At 40.7% G+C, this 22528-nt stretch carries 19 protein-coding genes; 17 read left to right on the plus strand and 2 right to left on the minus strand.

From position 1 onward, the window contains the following. Positions 1-269: 269 nt before the first annotated feature. From pdhR to ND6B_RS04670, 9 genes are all read left to right on the plus strand, one after another. The gene (pdhR, locus tag ND6B_RS04710) at positions 270-1019 is read left to right on the plus strand and encodes a pyruvate dehydrogenase complex transcriptional repressor PdhR (protein ID WP_008114937.1); all 750 of its coding nucleotides are present in this window, start codon (positions 270-272) and stop codon (positions 1017-1019) included. Between the two features lie 84 nt (positions 1020-1103). After that, positions 1104-3770 carry a pyruvate dehydrogenase (acetyl-transferring), homodimeric type gene (gene aceE / locus ND6B_RS04705; RefSeq protein ID WP_033103965.1) on the plus strand — a complete coding sequence of 889 codons (2667 nt, stop codon included), beginning with the start codon at positions 1104-1106 and terminating at the stop codon, positions 3768-3770. A 10-nt stretch (positions 3771-3780) separates the two neighbouring features. Then, on the plus strand, positions 3781-5691 hold the full coding sequence (gene aceF / locus ND6B_RS04700) for a pyruvate dehydrogenase complex dihydrolipoyllysine-residue acetyltransferase (protein WP_033103966.1): 1911 nt from the start codon (positions 3781-3783) through the stop codon (positions 5689-5691). A gap of 163 nt (positions 5692-5854) precedes the next feature. After that, positions 5855-7282 carry a dihydrolipoyl dehydrogenase gene (gene lpdA / locus ND6B_RS04695; RefSeq protein WP_033103967.1) on the plus strand — a complete coding sequence of 476 codons (1428 nt, stop codon included), beginning with the start codon at positions 5855-5857 and terminating at the stop codon, positions 7280-7282. A 338-nt stretch (positions 7283-7620) separates the two neighbouring features. Further along, a complete protein-coding gene (locus tag ND6B_RS04690; RefSeq protein WP_033103968.1) occupies positions 7621-8307 on the plus strand; it encodes a tRNA-uridine aminocarboxypropyltransferase in 687 nt (228 codons plus the stop codon). A gap of 842 nt (positions 8308-9149) precedes the next feature. Next, the gene (locus tag ND6B_RS04685; RefSeq protein WP_033103969.1) at positions 9150-10154 is read left to right on the plus strand and encodes an extracellular solute-binding protein; all 1005 of its coding nucleotides are present in this window, start codon (positions 9150-9152) and stop codon (positions 10152-10154) included. Next, positions 10154-11785 (plus strand): ABC transporter permease, encoded by a 1632-nt coding sequence (locus ND6B_RS04680; RefSeq protein ID WP_033103970.1) that lies wholly within the window; start codon positions 10154-10156, stop codon positions 11783-11785. Before ND6B_RS04685 ends, ND6B_RS04680 begins: the two co-directional genes overlap by 1 nt. After that, on the plus strand, positions 11786-12838 hold the full coding sequence (locus tag ND6B_RS04675) for an ABC transporter ATP-binding protein (protein WP_033103971.1): 1053 nt from the start codon (positions 11786-11788) through the stop codon (positions 12836-12838). A 39-nt stretch (positions 12839-12877) separates the two neighbouring features. Further along, positions 12878-13777 carry a Dyp-type peroxidase gene (locus tag ND6B_RS04670; RefSeq protein ID WP_013465923.1) on the plus strand — a complete coding sequence of 300 codons (900 nt, stop codon included), beginning with the start codon at positions 12878-12880 and terminating at the stop codon, positions 13775-13777. Between the two features lie 57 nt (positions 13778-13834). Here the strand turns inward: ND6B_RS04670 and argR are convergent, their stop codons facing one another. Next, the gene (gene argR / locus ND6B_RS04665; protein WP_008114955.1) at positions 13835-14302 is read right to left on the minus strand and encodes a transcriptional regulator ArgR; all 468 of its coding nucleotides are present in this window, start codon (positions 14300-14302) and stop codon (positions 13835-13837) included. A gap of 215 nt (positions 14303-14517) precedes the next feature. On the opposite strand from argR, the gene mdh reads away from it, so the two are divergent. Further along, complete coding sequence (gene mdh, locus ND6B_RS04660) at positions 14518-15450, plus strand: malate dehydrogenase (protein WP_013465922.1); 933 nt, start codon at positions 14518-14520, stop codon at positions 15448-15450. Positions 15451-15525: 75 nt separating this feature from the next. Here the strand turns inward: mdh and ispB are convergent, their stop codons facing one another. Beyond that, positions 15526-16497, minus strand: coding sequence for an octaprenyl diphosphate synthase (gene ispB / locus ND6B_RS04655; RefSeq protein ID WP_033103972.1), 972 nt, complete (start codon positions 16495-16497; stop codon positions 15526-15528). 423 nt (positions 16498-16920) lie between these two features. On the opposite strand from ispB, the gene rplU reads away from it, so the two are divergent. From rplU to ND6B_RS04620, 7 genes are all read left to right on the plus strand, one after another. Beyond that, positions 16921-17232 carry a 50S ribosomal protein L21 gene (rplU, locus tag ND6B_RS04650; RefSeq protein WP_004587921.1) on the plus strand — a complete coding sequence of 104 codons (312 nt, stop codon included), beginning with the start codon at positions 16921-16923 and terminating at the stop codon, positions 17230-17232. 16 nt (positions 17233-17248) lie between these two features. Next, the gene (rpmA, locus tag ND6B_RS04645; RefSeq protein ID WP_008114963.1) at positions 17249-17506 is read left to right on the plus strand and encodes a 50S ribosomal protein L27; all 258 of its coding nucleotides are present in this window, start codon (positions 17249-17251) and stop codon (positions 17504-17506) included. Positions 17507-17660: 154 nt separating this feature from the next. Beyond that, entirely contained in the window at positions 17661-18812 is a 1152-nt protein-coding gene (cgtA, locus tag ND6B_RS04640) for an Obg family GTPase CgtA (RefSeq protein WP_013465920.1), read from the plus strand. A gap of 71 nt (positions 18813-18883) precedes the next feature. Beyond that, positions 18884-19375, plus strand: coding sequence for a type 3 dihydrofolate reductase (folA, locus tag ND6B_RS04635; protein ID WP_024601745.1), 492 nt, complete (start codon positions 18884-18886; stop codon positions 19373-19375). Between the two features lie 82 nt (positions 19376-19457). Next, on the plus strand, positions 19458-19832 hold the full coding sequence (locus tag ND6B_RS04630; protein WP_013465918.1) for a DUF3718 domain-containing protein: 375 nt from the start codon (positions 19458-19460) through the stop codon (positions 19830-19832). Positions 19833-20015: 183 nt separating this feature from the next. Beyond that, positions 20016-21956 carry a methyl-accepting chemotaxis protein gene (locus tag ND6B_RS04625; RefSeq protein WP_013465917.1) on the plus strand — a complete coding sequence of 647 codons (1941 nt, stop codon included), beginning with the start codon at positions 20016-20018 and terminating at the stop codon, positions 21954-21956. A gap of 74 nt (positions 21957-22030) precedes the next feature. Next, positions 22031-22504 carry a peroxiredoxin gene (locus ND6B_RS04620; RefSeq protein ID WP_013465916.1) on the plus strand — a complete coding sequence of 158 codons (474 nt, stop codon included), beginning with the start codon at positions 22031-22033 and terminating at the stop codon, positions 22502-22504. Positions 22505-22528: the final 24 nt, after the last annotated feature.

Genomic DNA, 22528 nt, shown 5'->3' on the forward strand with positions numbered 1-22528 from the left:
TCCGAAAACCCAAATTAGCTGGTCTGACCATTTGTTTTTCATCTTATTAACCTTTCTTTATCCTCTTCATTCTGTGTATTATTTGAACTTTGTTTAAATTAACTTACGCTGGCCTTAGGGCTTTAAAACTGCTGTAAATTGACAGTAATTACGGTTTTTGATAACGTATGGCAAAATTTGGTATGACCAATTTACCTTTTGGTCAGGTCATTCAGTTAAAAGCCTTATTTAATGGGCTGTTAGCATTTATACAACGCGGACGTTGATTGATGTCTTTAAAAATTAAAGCGGCAAAATTATCTGATGTTATTTTACAACAACTTGAGAACATGATTCTTGAGGGGTCGTTAGCACCAGGAGAAAAGTTACCACCGGAGCGTGAACTCGCTAAGCAGTTTGAAGTGTCGCGTCCGTCGTTGCGTGAAGCCATTCAAAAGCTTGAGGCAAAAGGGCTCGTAACCCGTCGTCAAGGTGGTGGAACGTATGTAAAAAATCAATTGGAAGAGGGGCTGACTGATCCGTTGTTTGATTTGATCAGTAAACACCCCGAATCGCAATTTGATTTATTAGAATTTCGTCATGCGCTAGAGGGAATTGCGGCTTATTACGCAGCACTTCGCGGAACAAGCAACGATTTTGCAAAAGTAAAACAGAGCTTTGATCAGATTGCATTAGCTAAAGATGAATTAAAGCAAAAAGCCAAAGCGATTAATGACTTTCATTTTTGCATTGCTGAGGCGTCTCATAACGTAGTGTTACTGCATTTAGTAAGAGGGATGCAAAGCTTACTTGAGCAAAATGTTTTACAAAATTTAACGGTGTTACTTAAAAAGTCAGATATAAGCAGCCAATTAGCTGAGCATAGACGCTTATTAATGGATGCAGTGATTGACGGTAATCCTGAACAAGCTCGCTTAGCGAGTAATGCGCATTTAGCCTATATTGAAGAAGCATTGCTTGAAGCGGGTAAAGAGCACTCGCGAATTGAACGTAGTTTAAGACGCACCAAACAAAATTAAGCAAGTACATTCACTGTTAACTTGAGTTAACAGTGAAGTATTCAATACATAAAATTAGTATTTTAAACATAAGGAAACCTCCATATGTCTGAAGTCAATAAAATTGACGTAGACGCGCTAGAAACACAAGAGTGGTTACAAGCTCTTGAATCAGTTGTGCGCGAAGAAGGTGTTGAACGAGCTCAGTTTTTACTTGAGCAAGTGTTAGAGCAAGCCCGTTTAGACGGTGTTGATATGCCAACAGGCATTAACACAAACTACGTTAATACGATTCCGGTTGATCAAGAACCTGCCTACCCTGGTGATGTAAATCTTGAGCGCCGTATTCGTTCAATTATTCGTTGGAACGCGATTATGATTGTATTGCGTGCATCGAAAAAAGATCTCGACTTAGGCGGCCATATGGCGTCTTACCAATCGTCTGCTGCATTTTATGAAGTATGTTTTAACCATTTCTTTAAAGCGCCAAATGATGTTGATGGTGGTGATTTAGTTTATTACCAAGGTCATATTTCTCCGGGTATTTATGCGCGTGCATTTGTTGAAGGGCGTTTAAGTGCCGAACAGCTTGATAATTTCCGTCAGGAAGTAGATGGTAAAGGCTTACCTTCTTACCCTCACCCTAAATTAATGCCAGAGTTTTGGCAGTTCCCAACGGTATCTATGGGCTTAGGTCCAATTTCTTCAATTTACCAAGCGCGTTTCTTAAAGTACTTAGATGGCCGTGGATTAAAAGACACTAAAAACCAACGTGTATATGCGTTTTTAGGTGATGGTGAAATGGATGAGCCAGAATCACGTGGTGCTATTTCTTTTGCTGCCCGTGAAAAGCTAGATAACCTATGTTACTTAGTTAACTGTAACCTACAGCGCTTAGACGGCCCAGTAATGGGGAACGGTAAAATCATTCAAGAGCTAGAAGGGCTATTTAAAGGCGCTGGCTGGAATGTTATTAAACTTGTTTGGGGCAGCGGTTGGGATATTCTGCTTGCTAAAGACACCACAGGTAAATTACTACAGTTAATGAACGAAACTGTTGATGGTGATTACCAAACATATAAAGCAAAAGATGGCGCGTACGTACGTGAACATTTCTTTGGTCGTTACCCAGAAACAGCGGCACTTGTTGCTGATATGACGGATGACGAAATTTTTGCGCTTAAGCGTGGTGGTCACGAATCTTCAAAACTTTATGCCGCATTTAAAAAGGCAGAAGAGACGAAAGGTCGTCCAACAGTGATCCTAGCTAAAACTGTAAAAGGTTACGGCATGGGTGAAGCAGCTGAAGGTAAAAACATTGCGCACCAAGTTAAGAAAATGGATATGTCGCATGTGGCTCACTTACGCTCACGCTTAGGCTTAGATGACTTAGTATCAGAAGAGCAACTAAAAGAGCTACCTTACTTAGAGCTTGAAAAAGATTCACCTGAGTACAAGTATCTACATGCTCGTCGTGATGCATTACAAGGTTACACGCCAACGCGTATCGCTAAGTTCTCTGAAAAGTTACAGTTGCCAGAAGTTGACGCATTCAAGCCATTACTTGAAGAACAAAAGCGTGATATTTCAACGACTATGGGCTTTGTACGTGCTCTTAATATTTTATTAAAAGATAAAGGCATTGGTAAAAACATTGTGCCTATTATTGCCGATGAAGCTCGTACCTTTGGTATGGAAGGTTTATTCCGTCAAATCGGTATTTACAACCCACACGGCCAAAACTACACGCCTCAAGACCGTGACATCGTTTCTTACTACAAAGAAGCAACGTCAGGGCAAGTACTACAAGAAGGTATTAATGAGCTAGGTGCAATGTCGTCATGGGTTGCTGCTGCAACATCTTACAGCACCAACGACTTACCGATGATCCCATTCTACATTTACTACTCTATGTTTGGTTTCCAACGTGTTGGTGACATGGCGTGGATGGCAGGAGATCAACAAGCACGTGGCTTCTTATTAGGTGCTACAGCGGGTCGTACAACGCTAAATGGCGAAGGCTTACAGCACGAAGATGGCCACAGCCACATTCTTGCAAACACGGTACCTAACTGTATTTCTTACGATCCTACTTATGCATTTGAAGTAGCGGTTATCGTGCAAGACGGTATTCGTCGTATGTACGGTGAAGATCAAGAAAACATTTACTACTACCTAACGTTAATGAACGAAAACTACCATCAGCCAGCAATGCCAGAAGGCGCTGAAGAAGGTATTCGTAAAGGTATCTACAAGCTAGAAAGCTACGAAGGTAAAAAAGCCAACGTACAGCTATTAAGCTCAGGTACTATCATGACTGAAGTGCGTAAAGCTGCGGCAATTTTAAGCGAAGAGTTTGGTATTGCGTCTGATGTTTACTCAGTAACTTCATTCAATGAACTTACGCGTGATGGACAAGATGTTGAACGTTTCAACATGCTTAACCCAGAAAGCGAGCAAAAAACGCCATACATCACTAGCGTATTAAACGATTCAGTAACTGTTGCTGCAACGGATTACATGAAAAACTACGCAGAACAAGCGCGTTCATTTATTCCAAGCAATAACTACAAAGTATTGGGTACAGATGGTTACGGTCGTTCAGACAGCCGTGAAAACCTACGTCGTCACTTTGAAGTTAACGCAAGCTACGTGGTAGTTGCGACATTATCTGAACTTGCTAAACGTGGTGAAGTTGAAAAGTCAGTGGTTGTTGAAGCAATTAAAAAATTCAACATCGACACTAACAAACTAAATCCACTGTACGCATAAGAGGTTTGCAATGAGTATTGAAATTAAAGTACCTGATATCGGTGGCGATGAAGTAGAAGTAACCGAAATACTAGTGAGCGTTGGCGATAAAGTTGAAGTTGACCAATCACTATTAAGTGTTGAAGGTGATAAAGCTGCGATGGAAGTACCTGCTGAACAAGCCGGTACGGTAAAAGAAATTAAAGTAAATGTGGGTGACACTGTTACCACAGGCACTTTAGTGTTCATCTTTGAAGGTGAAGCGCAAGACTCTGCTGCTGACTCTAAAGAAGTTGAAAAAAACGAGGAAGCAGCACCTGCTGCGTCATCGGCTTCATCAACTAAAGAAGTCACTGTGCCAGATATTGGTGATGACGAAGTTGAAGTAACTGAAATTATGGTTGCAGTTGGTGATAGCGTAGAAGAAGAGCAATCTATCTTAAACGTTGAAGGCGACAAAGCGGCAATGGAAGTACCAGCACCCTTTGCCGGTACAGTAAAAGAAATTAAAGTAAATACTGGTGACAAAGTGAAAACGGGTTCATTAGTATTTGTTTTTGAAGTGTCAGGTGGTGATAACCAAAGTGCCCCTGCAGCTGATTCAAAAGCACAAGAGAAGCCTGCTGAACAAGCATCGGCATCAAGCACTAAAGAAGTTAGCGTGCCTGATATTGGTGATGACGAAGTTGAAGTAACAGAAGTTATGGTTGCGGTTGGCGATAGCGTAGAAGAAGAGCAATCTATCTTAAACGTTGAGGGCGATAAAGCTGCTATGGAAGTACCGGCGCCGTTTGCTGGTACTGTAAAAGAAATTAAAGTAGCGACTGGCGATAAAGTTAAAACGGGTTCCCTGATTTTTGTATTTGAAGTGGCGGGTAGTGCACCAAGTGACGCGCCTGCAAAACAAGACGAGCCAAAGGCTGAATCTAAGCCAGCGGCTCAAGCAGAGTCAAAACCAACTGCTGCGCCTGAAAAAGCAAGTGCCGAAAGCTTTGAAAACAACAGCGCTTATGCTCATGCATCGCCAGTTGTTCGTCGTTTAGCACGTGAGTTTGGTATTAACCTTGCGAACGTAAAAGGCACAGGTCGTAAAAACCGTGTTGTTAAAGAAGACGTGCAAAACTATGTTAAGCAACTGGTTAAGCAAGTTGAATCTGGTCAAGTACCTGCAGCTAAAGGCAATGCCGGTGGCGGTGAGCTTGGATTAATTCCGTGGCCAAAAGTTGATTTTGCTAAGTTTGGTGAAATTGAAGAGAAAAAACTCTCTCGTATTCAAAAGCTATCAGGTAAAAACTTACACCGTAACTGGGTGCAAATCCCCCATGTTACCCAGTTTGATGAAGCGGATATCACGAGCCTTGAGCAGTTCCGTAAAGAGCAAAACGCGCTTAACGAGAAGAAAAAGCTAGGTGTTAAAATTACGCCACTCGTGTTTGTAATGAAAGCAGCAGCTAAAGCATTAGCTGAGTTCCCAACATTTAACTCGTCGTTATCTGAAGATGGTGAAAGCTTAATCCTTAAAAAGTACATTAATATTGGTGTAGCGGTTGATACGCCTAATGGCTTGGTTGTGCCAGTATTTAAAGATGTTGATAAAAAAGGCATTATTGAACTCTCTCGTGAACTAATGGAAGTATCTGTTAAAGCACGTGATGGCAAGTTAAGTTCATCAGATATGCAAGGTGGTTGTTTTACTATTTCAAGCCTAGGTGGTATTGGTGGTACGGCATTTACGCCGATTGTGAATGCACCTGAGGTGGCAATTTTAGGTGTGTCTAAATCTGAAATGAAGCCTAAGTGGAATGGTAAAGAGTTTGAGCCTAAGCTAATGGTTCCACTTTCAATGTCTTACGACCATAGAGTGATTGACGGTGCACTTGCTGCACGCTTTACTGTTACTCTTGCAAGTTACATGAGTGATATACGCCAGTTAGTGATGTGATCACTACAGAGTGAGTAAAATCAAATCCCAGCCAGTTGTTTTTAGCTGGGATTTTTATCATTTGCAATGATACAATATTTGCACAAATGCCCTTTTCTGCCTTGCAGAAACATGGCAGTTAAATTTTGGGGCTGTGTCCCGTTCAAACAATAAAGGTAATAGCATGAGCAACGAATTAAAAACTCAAGTTGTTGTACTAGGCGGTGGTCCTGGTGGTTACTCTGCGGCTTTTCGCGCTGCTGACTTGGGCTTAGAAGTTACATTAGTAGAATCTCGCGAGACATTAGGCGGTGTATGTCTTAATGTTGGTTGTATTCCTTCTAAAGCACTTTTACACGTAGCTAAAGTGATTGATGATGCTGCAGAAATGTCATCTCACGGCGTTACTTTTGGCGCACCAAAAATTGACTTAGATGAAGTTCGTTCTTGGAAAGAGTCTGTTGTTAGCCAGCTTACAGGTGGCTTAGACGGCATGGCTAAAATGCGTAAAGTAAAAGTTGTATCTGGTTACGGTAAATTTACTGGTAGCAATACTTTAGACGTTGAAGGCGCTGACGGTAAAACAACCATTACCTTTGATAACGCAATTATTGCTGCGGGTTCTAAACCTGTAAACTTACCTTTCATCCCAGAAGATGATCGCGTTATTGATTCAACGGGCGCGCTTGAACTTAAAGATGTTCCTGAAAAACTACTTGTTTTAGGTGGTGGTATTATTGGTCTAGAAATGGGTACGGTTTACCGTGCACTAGGTTCTGCAATTGATGTTGTAGAATTTGCAGACCAACTTGTTCCTGCTGCTGATAAAGACATCATTAAAATTTACCAAAAGCATGTTAAAGACAAGTTTAACGTGATGCTTTCAACTAAAGTAACTGGCGTTGAAGCAAAAGACGACGGATTATATGTTACTTTTGAAGGCAAAAATGCACCAGCAGAGCCAGTACGTTACGACAAAGTACTTGTTGCTGTAGGTCGTACACCAAATGGTAACATGTTAGACGCTGATAAAGCGGGTGTGAATGTTGATGAGCGTGGTTTTATTAACGTTGATAAGCAATTACGTACTAACGTAGAACATATTTTTGCAATTGGTGACTTAGTGGGTCAGCCTATGCTTGCGCATAAAGCGGTTCATGAAGGTCATGTTGCTGCTGAAGTTATCTCTGGTCAAAAACATTACTTTGATCCTAAGTGTATTCCTTCAATTGCTTACACTGACCCTGAAATTGCATGGGCGGGTGTAACTGAAAAAGAAGCCAAAGAGCAAGGTTTAAGCATTGAAACAGCAGTATTCCCTTGGGCTGCATCGGGTCGTGCAATTGCCTCATCACGTACTGAAGGTTCTACTAAGCTTATTTTTGATAAAGAGAGCGGCCGTATTATCGGTGGTGCTATGATTGGTATTAACGCAGGCGAAATGCTGGGCGAAATCGGTCTAGGTATTGAAATGGGTGCAGATGGTGAAGACCTAGCGCTAACAATTCATGCTCACCCAACATTGAACGAATCAATCGGCCTTGCAGCTGAAATTTTTGAAGGTTCAATCACTGATTTACCAAACAAAAAAGCAGTTAAAAAGAAGAAGTAATTTCTTTTAGTTAATCGCGATAAAAAACCCAAGCCTCGGCTTGGGTTTTTTGTTTTTATAGTCGTCAGCCGTCAGCCGTCAGCCGTCAGCCGTCAGCCGTCAGCCGTCAGCCGTCAGTAAAGACAAGCTCCCTTGACACTTAAGTTAATATGAGCAAAATTTTGTAGCTGATAGCTGATAGCTGATAGCTGATAGCTGATAGCTGATAGCTGATAGCTGATAGCTGATAGCTGATAGCTGATAGCTGATAGCTGATAGCTGATAGCTGATAGCTGATATCTATTCCCTTTTATTTTAGCTACAATGCGCAGCCATCAATTTATAGGTAATAAACCACAGTGACTCAAGGTTTCAAAAATTCAGTTTTAGCATTACGTGCCCAGCAAATAAGTGAATCTCGACGCGAGTTTAATGCCCGAGGCGGTAAGATGGACCGCTGTGAGCAATGCTTAATTGCCAAGCATTACTGTATTTGTGAGGGCGCTGAGTACGCAAGTTGCGACGCTGCGGTTTGTTTACTGATGTATCATAATGAAAGTTTTAAACCGTCTAATACAGGGCGTTTAATTGCTGAAATAGTCCCTGACAATTATGCGTTTCGTTGGGATAGAACCTCCCCAGATCCTGCATTATTAGCTTTATTGAATAATGATAAATATCAGCCTTTTGTGATTTTTCCTGCAGAAGATGTTGAAACAGATAGAGTAGTAACGCAAGTAGAGCCTGTTGCAGGTAAAACGCCTTTATTTATATTTTTAGATGGTACATGGCGTGAAGCTAAAAAAATGATCCGCAAAAGTCCTTATCTAGATAATTTGCCCGTGCTTTCTATTACCGCACAAAAGCTCTCAGATTACCGATTACGTGTAGCACCCCATGCTCACCAGTTAGGTACGGCAGAAGTGGCTATTATGGTATTGGCATTGGCTGGTGAGGTTGATGCGAGCACTAAATTAGAACAGCATTTTATCAAATTTCGCGACGCCTATTTACTCGGTAAGCGCAACAAAGGCAGGCCGGAATAAAGTACGGGATGTTGATACGAAAAAGCTGGATTTAATGCTTGTTCATAGTTTGAATGTATATAATCTTGGCTGACCGCTGATTTTCAGGCAAAAGAAAAGCGCGAACCATCTCTAGTCGCGCTTGCGGAATCTTCTAACTTTGTTGCATCCTGCAATTGAACCTAATCAACTCCAATTTTTACGATCCGTGTTATTACAATATTACTTTCTAGTTCTATGTAATATAGGCTATCCGGGCCTGTCTCCATAAATCCCTAAAACATCCTGTAAGGTAAAATCTATTACCAATCCTTATTGCACATCCGAGTGCATTCCTTTTGCTACCATTCCGTTGTGTTGCCCTAAGGCCTGTCCGTTTTATTCCCTATCCTTTAGCAACAACTTTTCCGTGTTGTTATCCATTACGCATCATCCTGATGCTATCCCTTATGCAACATTCCATTGCGATACTCATCCTGAGCCTGTCCTTAAATCCCTGTTATCCTAAAAACCAAACCTTGGTATTCGAGTAGTTAGTCCGTTTCCATTTACTCGGTAAGCGTCGTTGCTTATTTATGGGTTAATTATAGAGAGTGATTTGCAGTAAATGTAGGATAAAACCGCTTATGGTTTTGGTTCTTACAAATGAAATATTTTTAAATTATATAAAATACAATAACTTGCTATGTTTTTGTGGTGTTATACAGAGTGTTTTTACTCATTAGCTGTCATAAGCGTAAGAGATGTCTTACAAGGGTTTTCTTTTTTGGGCGTATTTATCACGAAGTGATTATATAAAGTGTGCACTTTTTAGTTCATCGCGGTAAAATTAATGATAATAATTATTAGTTAGGTAAGACAATATGAAAAAAACACTCGCGCTTGTTGTTGGGTTAATTGCCTCAGCACCGGCTGTTGCAACCGATGTTGTGAATATTTACTCATTTCGACAACCTTTTTTAATTAAACCTATTTTAGATGATTTTACACAGCAAACAGGCATTAAAACTAATGTTGTGTTTGCTAAAAAAGGCCTAATCGAGCGTGTTAAGCGTGAAGGCAAACACAGTAAAGCCGATTTAGTTTTAACCTCAAACTTTAGTGCTTTAATTCAATTAGAAGAGCTAAATCTTACGCAAACCATAGAAAGCGAGCTGGTTAATAATAATGTCCCGGCGGCATTTCGTGATGGCGATGGTCAGTGGGTAGCGCTCACTAAGCGCGTGCGTAATGTTTACTCTTCAAAAGAGCGTTTAGGCGCATTGCCTAACCTTACCTACGAAGCGCTTGCTGAGCCGCAATACAAAGGACAAATTTGTACTCGCTCTGGCAAACACCCATATAACTTAGGCCTTGTAGCTTCTATGATCGCTCATCATGGTGAAGTACAGACGAAAACATGGCTTGAGGGTGTAAAAGCTAATTTAGCGCGTAAACCTCAAGGTAACGATCGAGCGCAAGTTAAAGCGGTTAAAGAAGGTTTATGTAATTTAGCCTTAGGTAATAGTTATTACTTGGGCAAAATGCTGCAAGATGAAGCACAAAAACCATGGGCTGAAGCCGTTCATATTAACTTTCCAAATCAAACTGACCGAGGATCACATATAAATGTATCGGGTGCGGTTATTACTAAGTATGCTAAAAACCCTGAAAATGCCTTGAAACTCATAGAGTATATGACAGACAATAAGGCGCAAAATATGTATGCCTCGCTCAATATGGAGTATCCGGTTAAGCCAGGTGTGAAACTTTCTAGTTTGGTTGCATCATGGGGAAGCTTTAAGGGAGACAGCTTACCGCTTGATGAAATTAGCAAATATCGTCCGTTAGCACTTAAGCTAATTGATGAGGTGAAGTTCGATCTTTAATGACTTATAAATTTCAGCTGTCAAAATGGCAGCTTATTGCGTGGTCGACGGGGTTATTGCTGTCGACCCCGTTGTTTTTCCTACTATTAGAATCTTTACAAGGCGACTCAGAGGTATTTACCCACCTGTGGAATACCGTACTGTGGGACTATATAAGTAATACCGTATTACTGGTTTTAGGTGTAGGGTTACTTAGCTGCTTTATTGCGTTACCACTGGGTTGGCTCACCGCTTATTGCCGTTTTCCTGGTAAAAAACAATTTGAATGGGCATTGATGCTGCCTCTTGCCATGCCTACTTATATTATTGCTTATGTGTACACCGATTTACTCGACTATGCGGGGCCGGTACAAATAACTCTAAGAGAGTGGTTTGGTTGGCAGTCGCCAAGTGACTACTGGTTTTTTGATATACGCACCTTACCAGGGGCAATTGTTATGATTGCGCTGGTACTCTACCCGTATTTATATTTAATTTTTAAAACTGCACTGCGAGAACAATCTTTTAAGTTAGTCCAAGCCAGTCAGTTAATGGGGCTAAATGCATGGAAAAGCTTTTTTAAAGTCAGCCTTGTATTATCCCGTGGTGCCATTGTAGCGGCACTTGCTTTGATCAGCATGGAAACCATGGCTGATTTTGCCACCGTAAGCTATTTTGCTGTCAGTACATTAACCACTGCCGTATACGATACCTGGTTTGGCTATTATTCATTAACTGCAGCAGCAAAAATTTCAGGGGTGATGTTGTTATTGCTGTTCTTAGCATTGATCACCGAGCGTTTTAGCCGTCGTAACCAAGCGGTATTTGAGCGTCAATCGAGCGTGAACAGCGAGGCGCTTTATATCCTCAAAGGCAAGTCTGCGTGGCTAGCAACGGGGTTTTGTAGCTTTATTTTAATTATTTCGTTTATTATTCCGATGGTTGTATTGCTCAAATATGCAGTTATGTATTTTGATCAAGCGTGGAATAGTGAGTTTTTTAGCTATGCATGGCAAAGTTTAAAAGTGGCGGCTGTAGTAAGTGTGGTGACTATTATACTGAGTGTTTTAGTGGTGTTTTATCAGCGCATTTCTAAACAAACAAATCCATTAATACCCGGGCGTTTGGCCAGTACGGGCTATGCGTTACCCGGCACAGTATTAGCGATAGCGGTATTGTTGCCACTCACCCTATTAGAAAATACTATCAACCGCACTTTAGTTCCTTATGATTTAGATATTGGTTTATTACTTACTGGCAGCTTACTCACTATTATTTTTGCTTATATAGTGCGGTTTTACGCCGTTGCACACGGAGCTATTGAGTCGAGCTTTTCACGCATTAGTCCCTCCCTTGATATGGCAAGCCAGTCAATGGGAAAAAGCCAAGGGCGCACATTACGCTTAGTGCACTTACCTTTATTACGCCGAGGCTTATTAACCGCCGGTTTATTGGTCTTTATCGAGTGTATGAAAGAGCTACCCGCAGCTTTGTTGTTAAGGCCTTTTGATTTTGAAAGCTTAGCAACTCATGTGTTTCAGTATGTAAGCGATGAACAATTAGAGCTGGCCTCTATATCGGCTTTGTTTATTGTGGTGGTGGGGTTTATTCCGTTATATTTTATTAACCGTTCAATGGAGCAACGTAGCTAAATGAGTAGTTTGATTTTACAAGGCGTGAGCTATGCATATAACGGGACTAAGGTGATAGATAATTTAGATTTAACCTTAGGTAAAGACGAAATAGTGTGTTTGCTCGGAGCCAGTGGCTGCGGTAAAACCACCACACTAAAAGCCATTGCAGGATTAATTGAAGCCAAACAAGGGCAGGTATTTATTGATGGTAAGCTAGTCAGTGATGCTAATACGTTTGTTTCACCTGAGCACCGTAATATTGGCATGATGTTTCAAGACTATGCGTTATTTCCGCATTTAACGGTGGCTAATAATATTGCGTTTGGGCTAAGCGGCATGAGCAAAGCAGATAAACACGCACGCGTAAGTGAAATGCTAAAGCTGGTACACTTGGTAGGCTGCGCCGATAGATTCCCTCATCAACTCTCTGGTGGGCAACAGCAGCGAGTAGCGATTGCACGCGCATTAGCATATAAACCTAGCTTACTGTTACTTGACGAGCCATTTTCTAATATTGATACCCAAGTACGATTTGAGTTAATTGCCGACATTAGGCGCATTATTAAGGCGCAGCAAGTATCGGCTGTGTTTGTTACTCACTCAAAAGAAGAGGCGTTTGCTTTTTCAGATACACTTGCGGTTATGCACCAAGGCAAAATTGCGCAGCAAGGTACGCCAGAACAGCTTTTTGCTAAACCACGTTCAAAGGAGGTTGCAGAGTTTCTGGGTCAGGGCATATACTTAAGCGCAACCGTATTAACCGCCACTGAATATCAAACGCAGTTTGGGGTGGTTGAATCAATACAGCCACAGCAGCATGGCGTGGCCGATAAGGGCGTTATTTATGTGCGTCCGCATCAACTTGAACTTGTTAGTAATAACGATACTCAACAGCAACCTGAGCGGGTTAGTATATTAAGTAGTCGCTTTATTGGCTCTGCTTATGTATACACTGTGGTTATTGCTGAGCAAGAAATAGAAGTTGCAGCCCAGTATGGCCAGTCATTTGAAATTAATGAACAGGTTATAATAAAAATAAAACCGCACACGGTGAATTTTTTTGAATCGTAATTAATCGCTGTGTTTTGCTCTAAAAAGTAAGGAATAACAATGGCGCAAGCGCAATCAGGGATTTGTGCTGAAGCAAACTTACACGGTTTGCACTTATTTTTTAATGTACTTGATGGTCACGACGAATCACTTCGCGCTAAGCTTAAAAAAGTGAGCGATATTGAAGATGAGTTTAGTGATCAATTCTCTGAATCTATGCTTTCTTGTATGGTCGCCATTGGCGCGCAATATTGGCCACACATTCTGCCTGATTATATGCCAAGTGAGCTGCAAAGCTTTCCTAATATCACCCATAGCGATTTTGTGATGAGTGCAAGGCCATGCGATTTATTTGTGCAAATCCGCTCAGACAGAGAAGATGTAAACCACCTGTTTGCATTGCAAATATTAAAACTTTTCAACCCTGATGTTGAGCTGGTGGAGCAAATTCGTAATTTTCGCTTTTTAGATGGCCGTGATTTTAATGGTTTTATTTATGCCGGTGATACCCCGCATGGTCGTCAAAAACGGGTAACGGCCCTCGTTAATAAGCCTGATAGCTTTGAAGATCAAGGCAGCTATATTCATGTGCAGCGCTATAAGCATGACTTAACGTTATGGCAGCACTTGTCGTTGCAAGAACAAGAACAAATAATGGGGCGTACTCGTCTCGACAATACCCTAATAAGCCCCGCACTTGAGAGCAGCCATGCAACCCGAAGTGAATTAAAAGATGAACAGGGGCAAGCATTATTACTAAATCAAAGTATGCCTTATGGCGACGTGTATGAGCAGGGGATGTTAATGATTACGTGCTCGGCTAAAGGGGATGCGTTCGAGAAAGTACTCAATAGCCGATTAGGGCAGGGGGAGTATTACGACCATTGGCTTGATTTTACTCAAGCAGATATGGGCTCTGCGTTTTTTGCACCCTCAGTGCGATTTCTAAAGCAGCTATAAAACGAGCCAGTAACGGCTACGTATCAGTATAGCCGTAACAGTGATAACCAAACGAGTTTAAACCGTATCAAACAAAATACGCACACGCTCTAATGTGAGGTCTATTTCTGATACTTTCGCTGGCGCAATAAAAATAGTGTCATCGCCGGCAATTGTTCCTAATACGCCATCTGCTTTACCTAATGAATCAAGTAAACGGGCAATTAGCTGCGCAGCGCCTGGGCTGGTGCGAATAATAATCATCATTTCGTTATGCATAATGTCAATAACTAACTGGCGTAATGGGCTCTTAGCGGTTGGTACCCCCATTTCGGCGGGTAAACAGTATACCATTTCTTGTTTTGCATTACGGGTGCGTACCGCGCCAAACTTACTTAACATCCGCGACACTTTACTTTGGCTAATATTATCAAAGCCTTGTTCTTTTAATGCGTCAACTATTTCGCCTTGTGAGCCAAAATTCTCTTCTTTTAAAAGTGCTTTAAAGGCTTTTACCAATGCTTCTTGTTTGTCTTGTGGTTGCATAGTGTCTAATTAGTTATGTTGTCGATACTGCAAATTCTACACAAAAATGCATATTTATGCAGCAGTTGTTTAGGTTTTGCTGCGTTTAAACAGCAAACTTTACAACTATGGTCGAAAATATAGCTAAAATAGGCAGGATAAATTTGTTTTTAGTCGCTAATTTCTTTATCTTATAAACCACAAATATTTCCTTCCTCAAATCACGGAGAATTCCAATGAAAGTTGCTGTATTAGGTGCTGCAGGTGGTATCGGTCAAGCGTTGTCTTTATTATTAAAAACAGGCTTACCAGCTGGTTCAGAATTATCACTATATGATGTTGCGCCAGTAGTTCCTGGTGTTGCTGTTGACCTTTCTCATATCCCAACAGATGTAAAAGTTGAAGGTTTTGGTGCAGATGCACTAGATAAAGCATTAACAGGTTGTGATATTGTTTTAATCCCAGCGGGTATGCCACGTAAGCCAGGTATGGATCGTGCTGATTTATTTAATGTTAACGCTGGTATCATTAAAACATTAGCAGAAGGCATTGTTGCTAACTGTCCTAAAGCGCTTGTAGGTATTATCACTAATCCAGTTAATGGAACTGTACCTATTGTTGCTGAAGTATTCAAAAAAGCAGGTACTTACGATGCTAAGCGTGTATTTGGTATTACAACTTTAGATGTGATCCGTTCTGAAGCGTTTATTGCTGAACTTAAAGGCGTAGACGTAGCAAGTGTTAAAGTTCCAGTGATTGGTGGCCACTCAGGCACAACCATTCTACCGTTACTTTCTCAAGTTGAAGGTGTTACTTTCACTGATGAAGAAGTGGCTACACTAACTCCTCGTATCCAAAATGCAGGTACTGAAGTAGTTAATGCTAAAGCGGGCGGTGGTTCTGCAACATTATCTATGGGTGCTGCAGCAGCACGTTTTTGTATGTCTTTAGTTAAAGGCTTACAAGGTGAAGACGTTGTAGATTATGCATACGTTGCTGTTGAAAATGGCGATGCAGAGTACTTTGCACACCCAGTACGTTTAGGCAAAAATGGCGTAGAAGAAATTCTTTCTTACGGCACTTTAAGCGCATTTGAAGAGCAAGCTAAAAATGACATGCTTGAAACGCTGAAAAAAGATATCAAAGAAGGTGTTGATTTTATGGCGTAATAGCCAAAATTAACCCATAAAAAAGCCTGCATTTGCAGGCTTTTTTATTGCTCGGAATTATCTACACAGTATTACTTAGTGGTCGCGGTCAACCGCTATTCTAGCTAAGCTAATTAGTGCTTGCTTGTAACTCGACTCAGCTAAGCAATCTAAACAGGCAATTGCTTTATTAGCTTCTTGCTCGGCTTTTTCCATTGTGAACTCAAGGGCATTGGTATGTTTGAGCGCAGCCAGTATCTCGTTAAGGTGCTCCATACCATTACAGTGCTCAATAGCGTCTCTTATTAACTGTGTTTGATGCTCACTACCGTGTTGCATTGCATATATAAGAGGTAACGTCGGCTTACCTTCAGCTAAATCGTCGCCAATGTTTTTACCAAGTTGGTCGGCATCAGCGTTGTAATCTAAAACATCATCCACTAACTGAAAAGCAGTACCTAAATGCATGCCATACAAATTAAGTGCCTCTAGTACAGTATCGTCTTGCTCAGTAATAATGGCCGCAAGACCCGTCGCTGCTTCAAATAGCTTGGCGGTTTTAGAATAAATAACCTGCATATAACTGGCTTCAGTGGTATCAGGGTCGTTGCAGTTCATTAATTGCAGCACTTCACCTTCAGCAATAATGTTGGTTGCATCAGCCAGTACTTGCATTATTTGCATTTTACCAAGACCCACCATTAGCTGAAACGAGCGGGTGTAAATAAAATCACCCACCAGTACGCTAGCAGCATTACCAAACTCAGCATTTGCTGTAGGTGTGCCACGGCGCAAATTAGATTCATCTACAACATCATCATGTAAAAGCGTTGCGGTATGAATAAATTCAATGATAGTTGCTAGCGTAATGTGATCTTTGCCTTGGTAACCTAGCGCTTTAGCCGCCAAAATAGCCAACATAGGGCGAACGCGTTTGCCACCGCTGTTAACAATATACAAACCAAGTTGATTAACTAACGCCACATCTGAGCGCATTTGCGCATGTATTAGTTGATTGACGTCATTCATATCGCTTTCGATTAACGCCTGGATAGCTTTTATATCCATTGATCTCCGAGCCAATTTTAATGTGTGAACGGCGCAGATTGTACAACAAAAAATGCATTAGCTCGATATTTTGTGATGATTCCTTAAAAAAACACCCTTAAGTAGGTTAAATGATCTATTAACCTTGTGAATAATTGATTAAACATCCTGGTTTAATTTTGAATCACCCCTGGCGGTTAATTGAACTACATAGGCTCGCTTTGCTATTGCTAATTTATTTTCTGTAACCGTTAAAAAGCGCTTGGCAAAGGGGGATTTTAATATAAAATAGGGGAAATATTGAATTGCTCTCAATGCAGCTACTTTTTATTCATTTAATTACAAAAAGAGGCTTGCTAGTTTTTACGCATTAGCGTAAACTTCGCGCCCTATTGAAGAATATTTTAGTTGCGTCGATTTGAGGGCGCACAGACGGAGTTAATTATGTACGCGGTTTTCCAAAGTGGTGGTAAACAGCACCGTGTGACTGAAGGTCAAACAATTCGTCTTGAGAAATTAGACGTTGAAACTGGTGCAGCAGTTGAATTTGATTCAGTACTTTTAGTTGCTGATGGTGAGAAGATCGAGATTGGTGTACCGTTCGTAAACGGTGGTAAAGTAACAGCTGAGGTTGTTTCACACGGTCGCGGTGAGAAGATTAAGGTTGTTAAATTTAGACGCCGTAAGCATTCTCGTAAGCAAATGGGCCATCGTCAATGGTTCACAGAAGTTAAAATCACTGGCATTAGCGCTTAATTAGAGGTACTTAGAAATGGCACATAAAAAAGCAGCTGGTAGTACTCGTAACGGTCGCGATTCAGAAAGCAAACGCCTAGGTGTTAAGCGTTTTGGTGGCGAATCAGTTCTAGCGGGTAGCATCATTGTTCGTCAGCGTGGAACTCGTTTCCACCCAGGCGCAAACGTAGGTATCGGTAAAGACCACACTATCTTCGCAAAAGCAGATGGTAAAGTTCAGTTTGAACAAAAAGGTCCTTTAAACCGTAAATACGTAACTATCGTAGCTGAGTAATCAGTAAGGTAGTTAAAAAACCCCGCCTTTGCGGGGTTTTTTGTTTTAAGCATGTTTAAATATATACCCAAGTGTTTTTATGCTCAGTGTGCTCTATAGGCCACTTAGGTATATAATAGAGTTATTAACAAGCCAATCCCTAAAGTGAGTAATCATGAAGTTTGTAGATGAAGTAGAAATTCGCGCAGAAGCTGGTGACGGTGGCAGCGGCATCGTGTCTTTTCGTCGTGAGAAATATGTTCCAGATGGTGGACCTGATGGCGGTGACGGTGGAGACGGTGGTAGTGTTTATCTACAAGCTGATGAAAACTTAAATACCCTTATTGACTATCAATTTGAGCGTTTTCACAGAGCAGAACGCGGTACAAACGGTCAAAGCCGTAATTGTACGGGTAAAAAAGGTGAAGACCTGATCGTTAAAGTGCCTGTTGGTACACGTATTATTGATGTTGATACACAGGAATCATTAGGGGATTTAACCCAAGATGGTCAACGAATTGTGGTTGCAAAAGGCGGTTTCCATGGCTTGGGGAATGCGCGTTTTAAATCAAGTACTAATCGTGCTCCACGTCAAAAAACACTTGGCACACCGGGTGAAGTACGTAACCTTAAGTTAGAGCTAATGCTACTGGCTGATGTCGGCTTACTAGGCTTACCAAATGCAGGTAAATCAACCTTTATCCGCAGTGTGTCAGCTGCAAAACCTAAAGTAGCTGATTATCCATTTACTACGCTGATTCCTAACTTAGGGGTTGTTCGTCCTGAAGCAAACAAATCATTTGTCATCGCTGATATTCCAGGTTTGATTGAAGGCGCGTCAGAGGGTGCGGGATTAGGTATTCGCTTCTTAAAGCATTTAGAGCGTTGTCGTGTGCTTTTACATATTATAGATGTAATGCCAGTTGATGGCTCTAACCCTGTTGATAATGCATTTGCAATCATCAACGAGCTACACCAGTACAGCCCTAAGCTTGCTGAAAAGCCACGCTGGTTAGTATTTAATAAAATTGATTTATTGCCTGAAGATGAAGCCAAAGCCTTATGTGAGCAAATTGCAGAAGAGTTGGGTGAGTCTGAAAATATTTACAGTATTGCTGCAATTAATAAATTAAATACGCAGCCATTAATTCACGACATCATGACGCTACTTGATAACATGCCTAAAGAGAAGTTTGTTGAAGTGGCAGACGAAGAGGTTGAATTTAAGTGGGATACCTACCATCAAAAAGCCACTAAAGGCGATGATGATGACTGGGATGATTGGGATGAAGATGATTACGACGTAGAAGTTGTCTACGAGCGTTAATAATTGTTTATATTTAAAAGGAGCTAACGCTCCTTTTTCTTTGATTAATAATAAAGTATTGGGTATTTAGTGTGATAATTTCAATGATTGCAGCAATGGCAAATAACCGTGTCATTGGCTTAGATAATAAAATGCCATGGCATTTACCTGGTGACCTTCAGCACTTTAAAAAAGTAACCTCTGGTAAACCCGTTATTATGGGGCGCAAAACATTTGAATCAATAGGCCGACCGTTACCTGGGCGACGTAATATTATTATTACTCGTAATAAAGACTATCACGCATCAGGAATTGAAACAGTAACCACACCAGAAGCTGCACTTGAGCTTGTTAATGATGTTGCAGAGGTGATGATAATTGGTGGCGGAAACATCTACCAGCAGTTTTTAGCGCAGGCGCAGCGCTTGTATTTAACCTTTATAGACTTAGATGTTGAAGGGGATACACAATTTCCTGATTATAAAAGTGTTGCAAACTGGCAAATTGAAGATGAAATGTTGATGACGCCCGATGATAAAAATAAATATAGTTATAAGTTCGTAACTTTGAATAAAGTTTCTTAACATTATTGCGAAAATCTGAGCGTGTTGGTACAATATTAAACAGTCGAGTACGAAAAAAGTATTAATATAGGGTGTCCAATCAATGATTAAATTACCAAAGCTAGTTGTAATTGCTGCTATTGCAGCGGGTTCGTTCGCTTATACTGCGCCTGTAAGCGCTGATGATCAGTTAGCTGTTTCAGTCTGTGAATACATTGCCGCTGATGATAAAAATCGTCTGCGTAGCAAACTAAAAAGTTCACGTGTGAAAGTACGTAATATCTATGATGCAGTTTTCTGTAATGGTAACAACTTATTGCGTCACGCTGTTGCAAGTAATGCGGTTGATACGGGTGAGTACATTGTTAAAAACTTATCAAAAAGCTCACTTGAAGATGGCGCAGATATCGCTTGGGCTGAGGCAAATCATGCTGGTTCAGCTTTAATCCCTATTATTAAAGACCGCGCAGGCCTTTAATTAAAAGCTTAATTTAAAAAAACCGCGTTTATACGCGGTTTTTTATTAGTTACTTAAAACATCCTTCTATTGAGTCTTTATCTATCTCTCAATACACCTGACTATTACCCTAATTAAGTCTTTTACATAAAAATGTCATAAAAATTCAATACTCTGTATGAATGTCACTTTTGAGATATGTTTATGCGTGTATCATTTTTTACCCGTCTTTTAGCTATTTTATTAACGTTAGCCAGTGTGTTGCTCGCCGCTACCTTGTTATGGGCAAGTCATACATTACTAAAAATTCAACAACAAGATATTGCTTATAGCCAATTAAAAAATACCATAATGGTCGATCTTGCTGGCCTTTTAGAAGACTACTTGGCACGAGGCAATAGCCAATACCTGACGCAATCTTCAGCTTTAATTGAGCAACTTAAAGCGCAGCAGCTAACTGTACTTCCCTCTGAGTTAGAAGTGCGCCTTTCAACACAGCTATTTTCACTAAATAAAGACATTAACGGTAAATACAGAGCACTAGGAAAGCTCTCAGGTAACGAAACTGCGCTTTTAGACAATGCTCTGAGACAAATGGCGGGCTCAGCGTCATCGCTTATAAATTATGTACAAAAAGCATCAACTCAAAGTAGTCATGCTCTAAGCTACAATAAGTTGGCGAGTGATTATTATAGTGAAGTGGTTAATTTATCTTTATCGACCTATCAACTGCTAAATGATTACCAGCCTGAAATTGAAAAAAGCCTGCAACAAAGCGTAAAAAATTTAAACTTACTCGCTGCAAAAATTGCACAGTTGCCTAATTTAGGAGTGATGACTGAGGTTGATGAATTTGCTTTATTTGTAGATGAGGAGCCAGAGGATTTGGCTGCTGATATAAAAGCGGAGTTGGTTAGTTGGCCTAAGCGCTATTTACGTGATTTAAGCAGTACTTTATCGCAAGCAAAGCAGCGTAATTCTGGAACGAATGAGTTACGTAAACAAATTAGCGTGTTATCAAAAACAGTGATTGAGGCAGAGCAAACATTAAAAGCGCAGCAAGATACCGTTAAACAACAAGTATTTTGGGTGTTTGGAATTGCAATAGGTGGTTTAGTAATATTAGCTTTTGGTGTATATTGGGTGCAACGTAAACAGGTTTTACAGCCTTTGCGGCAACTGCGAGATGGGTTTGCATTTTTAATCGAAAGTAATGAGTTAAAAAATATTACAGTGAATAATCCTAAAACAGAGGTTGGTGAAATAGCGCAGTATTTTAACCAGTTAATTGAGCGCCAGCGTCTGGAGGCGCAAGAAAGAGCGAGTATGCTTGGTGTCGTTAGTGACTTCATGGAGCAAATGAGTGAGCATTTAGAAAAAATAGGGTCAAAAAGCGCGACTAGCTACGAACAAGTTGTTAAAAATGAAAGTTTACTAGTAAATATTCAACACATAGGTGAGCAGGTTAATCATATTAACGCTCAAGCTGCTGAAAATGCTCAAAGTACTTATGAGGCAATGCAGCAAAGTGTTGGTTTTGCTAAAAATATGCTTAATGCGAGTTCTGATACACAGCAACGTATTGAACAAGGTATGCACAGTGTGCAAGAGTTACTGAGCGGCGTACAAGGAGTGAGTAATATAATAACGGTTATTCGCACCATAGCTGAACAAACCAATTTATTAGCACTGAACGCTGCAATAGAATCAGCAAGGGCCGGTGAGCAAGGCCGAGGTTTTGCGGTGGTTGCTGATGAAGTAAGGCAATTAGCCATGCAAACCCAAGGTTCGTTAAAAGAGATTAACGATCAGCTGGCGTTATTAAGTGAGAACTCTCAAATGGTCTATTCACAAATTAATGCGTTAACTGAGGATGCACAGCTACAAACCGAAAATGCCCAAGAGCTTCAAGCAAACTCTGAAGGGGTCGCAAATAATGCTCAGCAGGCAAACACAGTTGCAGTTGAAGCAATGGAGCTTGCAAAACAGCAAAGCAATTTCCTTAGTGACTTTACCCAATCAATGCATAATATGAAAAGCCAAGTAAATGAGTCGAGTGAGTTGGTGTCTGATATTCGCTCGCAGCTAGAGCTGCAAATGGCAACAATTAGAAAGGGATTGGGTTTAGACAGTGATGCAGTTTAATCGCGGTATAAACTCGAAACCGTAAATATTAACCTGTATGCTAAAAGTCTACGTAATTACCCAAAGGATTTAACATGATTGAACAAGGTCAAACAATACCCGCAGTTAGTCTATCTAAGCTAACCGATGACGGTATGCAAACACTGACAAGCAATGAATTATTTGCAGATAAAAAAGTCGTGTTATTTGCAGTGCCAGGCGCTTTTACACCAACGTGTTCGAATGCTCATTTACCTGGATATATCGCGCTAGCCGATAAAATTAAGGCTAAAGGTATTAACGCTATCTATTGTGTATCGGTAAATGATGCATTTGTGATGAAAGCGTGGGGTGAGTCACAAAATGCAGAGCATATAGATATGCTTGCAGACGGTGATGCTAGTTTTACCCGTGCTTTAGGGCTTGAAAAAGATACCGCAGGCTTTGGTGGAATACGCTCAAAACGATACGCGATGGTTGTTGATAATGGTGTTGTTACTGGTCTATTTGTAGAACAAGACAAAGAGTTTGTAATAAGCAGTGCTGAAGCTGTTTTAGCAACGCTTTAACACTGACGACTTTAATCAGAGAAT

This window comes from Pseudoalteromonas sp. ND6B (assembly GCF_000764215.1).
Classification (GTDB): Bacteria; Pseudomonadota; Gammaproteobacteria; order Enterobacterales; family Alteromonadaceae; genus Pseudoalteromonas; species Pseudoalteromonas tetraodonis.

Excerpts from the sequence above, each read along its gene's own strand:
- pdhR (WP_008114937.1), top strand. The coding sequence starts at position 270 with ATGTCTTTAAAAATTAAAGCGGCAAAATTATCTGATGTTATTTTACAA.
- aceE (WP_033103965.1), top strand. The coding sequence starts at position 1,104 with ATGTCTGAAGTCAATAAAATTGACGTAGACGCGCTAGAAACACAAGAG.
- aceF (WP_033103966.1), top strand. The coding sequence starts at position 3,781 with ATGAGTATTGAAATTAAAGTACCTGATATCGGTGGCGATGAAGTAGAA.
- lpdA (WP_033103967.1), top strand. The coding sequence starts at position 5,855 with ATGAGCAACGAATTAAAAACTCAAGTTGTTGTACTAGGCGGTGGTCCT.
- ND6B_RS04685 (WP_033103969.1), top strand. The coding sequence starts at position 9,150 with ATGAAAAAAACACTCGCGCTTGTTGTTGGGTTAATTGCCTCAGCACCG.
- ND6B_RS04680 (WP_033103970.1), top strand. The coding sequence starts at position 10,154 with ATGACTTATAAATTTCAGCTGTCAAAATGGCAGCTTATTGCGTGGTCG.
- ND6B_RS04675 (WP_033103971.1), top strand. The coding sequence starts at position 11,786 with ATGAGTAGTTTGATTTTACAAGGCGTGAGCTATGCATATAACGGGACT.
- ND6B_RS04670 (WP_013465923.1), top strand. The coding sequence starts at position 12,878 with ATGGCGCAAGCGCAATCAGGGATTTGTGCTGAAGCAAACTTACACGGT.
- argR (WP_008114955.1), bottom strand. The coding sequence starts at position 14,302 with ATGCAACCACAAGACAAACAAGAAGCATTGGTAAAAGCCTTTAAAGCA.
- mdh (WP_013465922.1), top strand. The coding sequence starts at position 14,518 with ATGAAAGTTGCTGTATTAGGTGCTGCAGGTGGTATCGGTCAAGCGTTG.
- ispB (WP_033103972.1), bottom strand. The coding sequence starts at position 16,497 with ATGGATATAAAAGCTATCCAGGCGTTAATCGAAAGCGATATGAATGAC.
- rplU (WP_004587921.1), top strand. The coding sequence starts at position 16,921 with ATGTACGCGGTTTTCCAAAGTGGTGGTAAACAGCACCGTGTGACTGAA.
- rpmA (WP_008114963.1), top strand. The coding sequence starts at position 17,249 with ATGGCACATAAAAAAGCAGCTGGTAGTACTCGTAACGGTCGCGATTCA.
- cgtA (WP_013465920.1), top strand. The coding sequence starts at position 17,661 with ATGAAGTTTGTAGATGAAGTAGAAATTCGCGCAGAAGCTGGTGACGGT.
- ND6B_RS04630 (WP_013465918.1), top strand. The coding sequence starts at position 19,458 with ATGATTAAATTACCAAAGCTAGTTGTAATTGCTGCTATTGCAGCGGGT.
- ND6B_RS04625 (WP_013465917.1), top strand. The coding sequence starts at position 20,016 with ATGCGTGTATCATTTTTTACCCGTCTTTTAGCTATTTTATTAACGTTA.
- ND6B_RS04620 (WP_013465916.1), top strand. The coding sequence starts at position 22,031 with ATGATTGAACAAGGTCAAACAATACCCGCAGTTAGTCTATCTAAGCTA.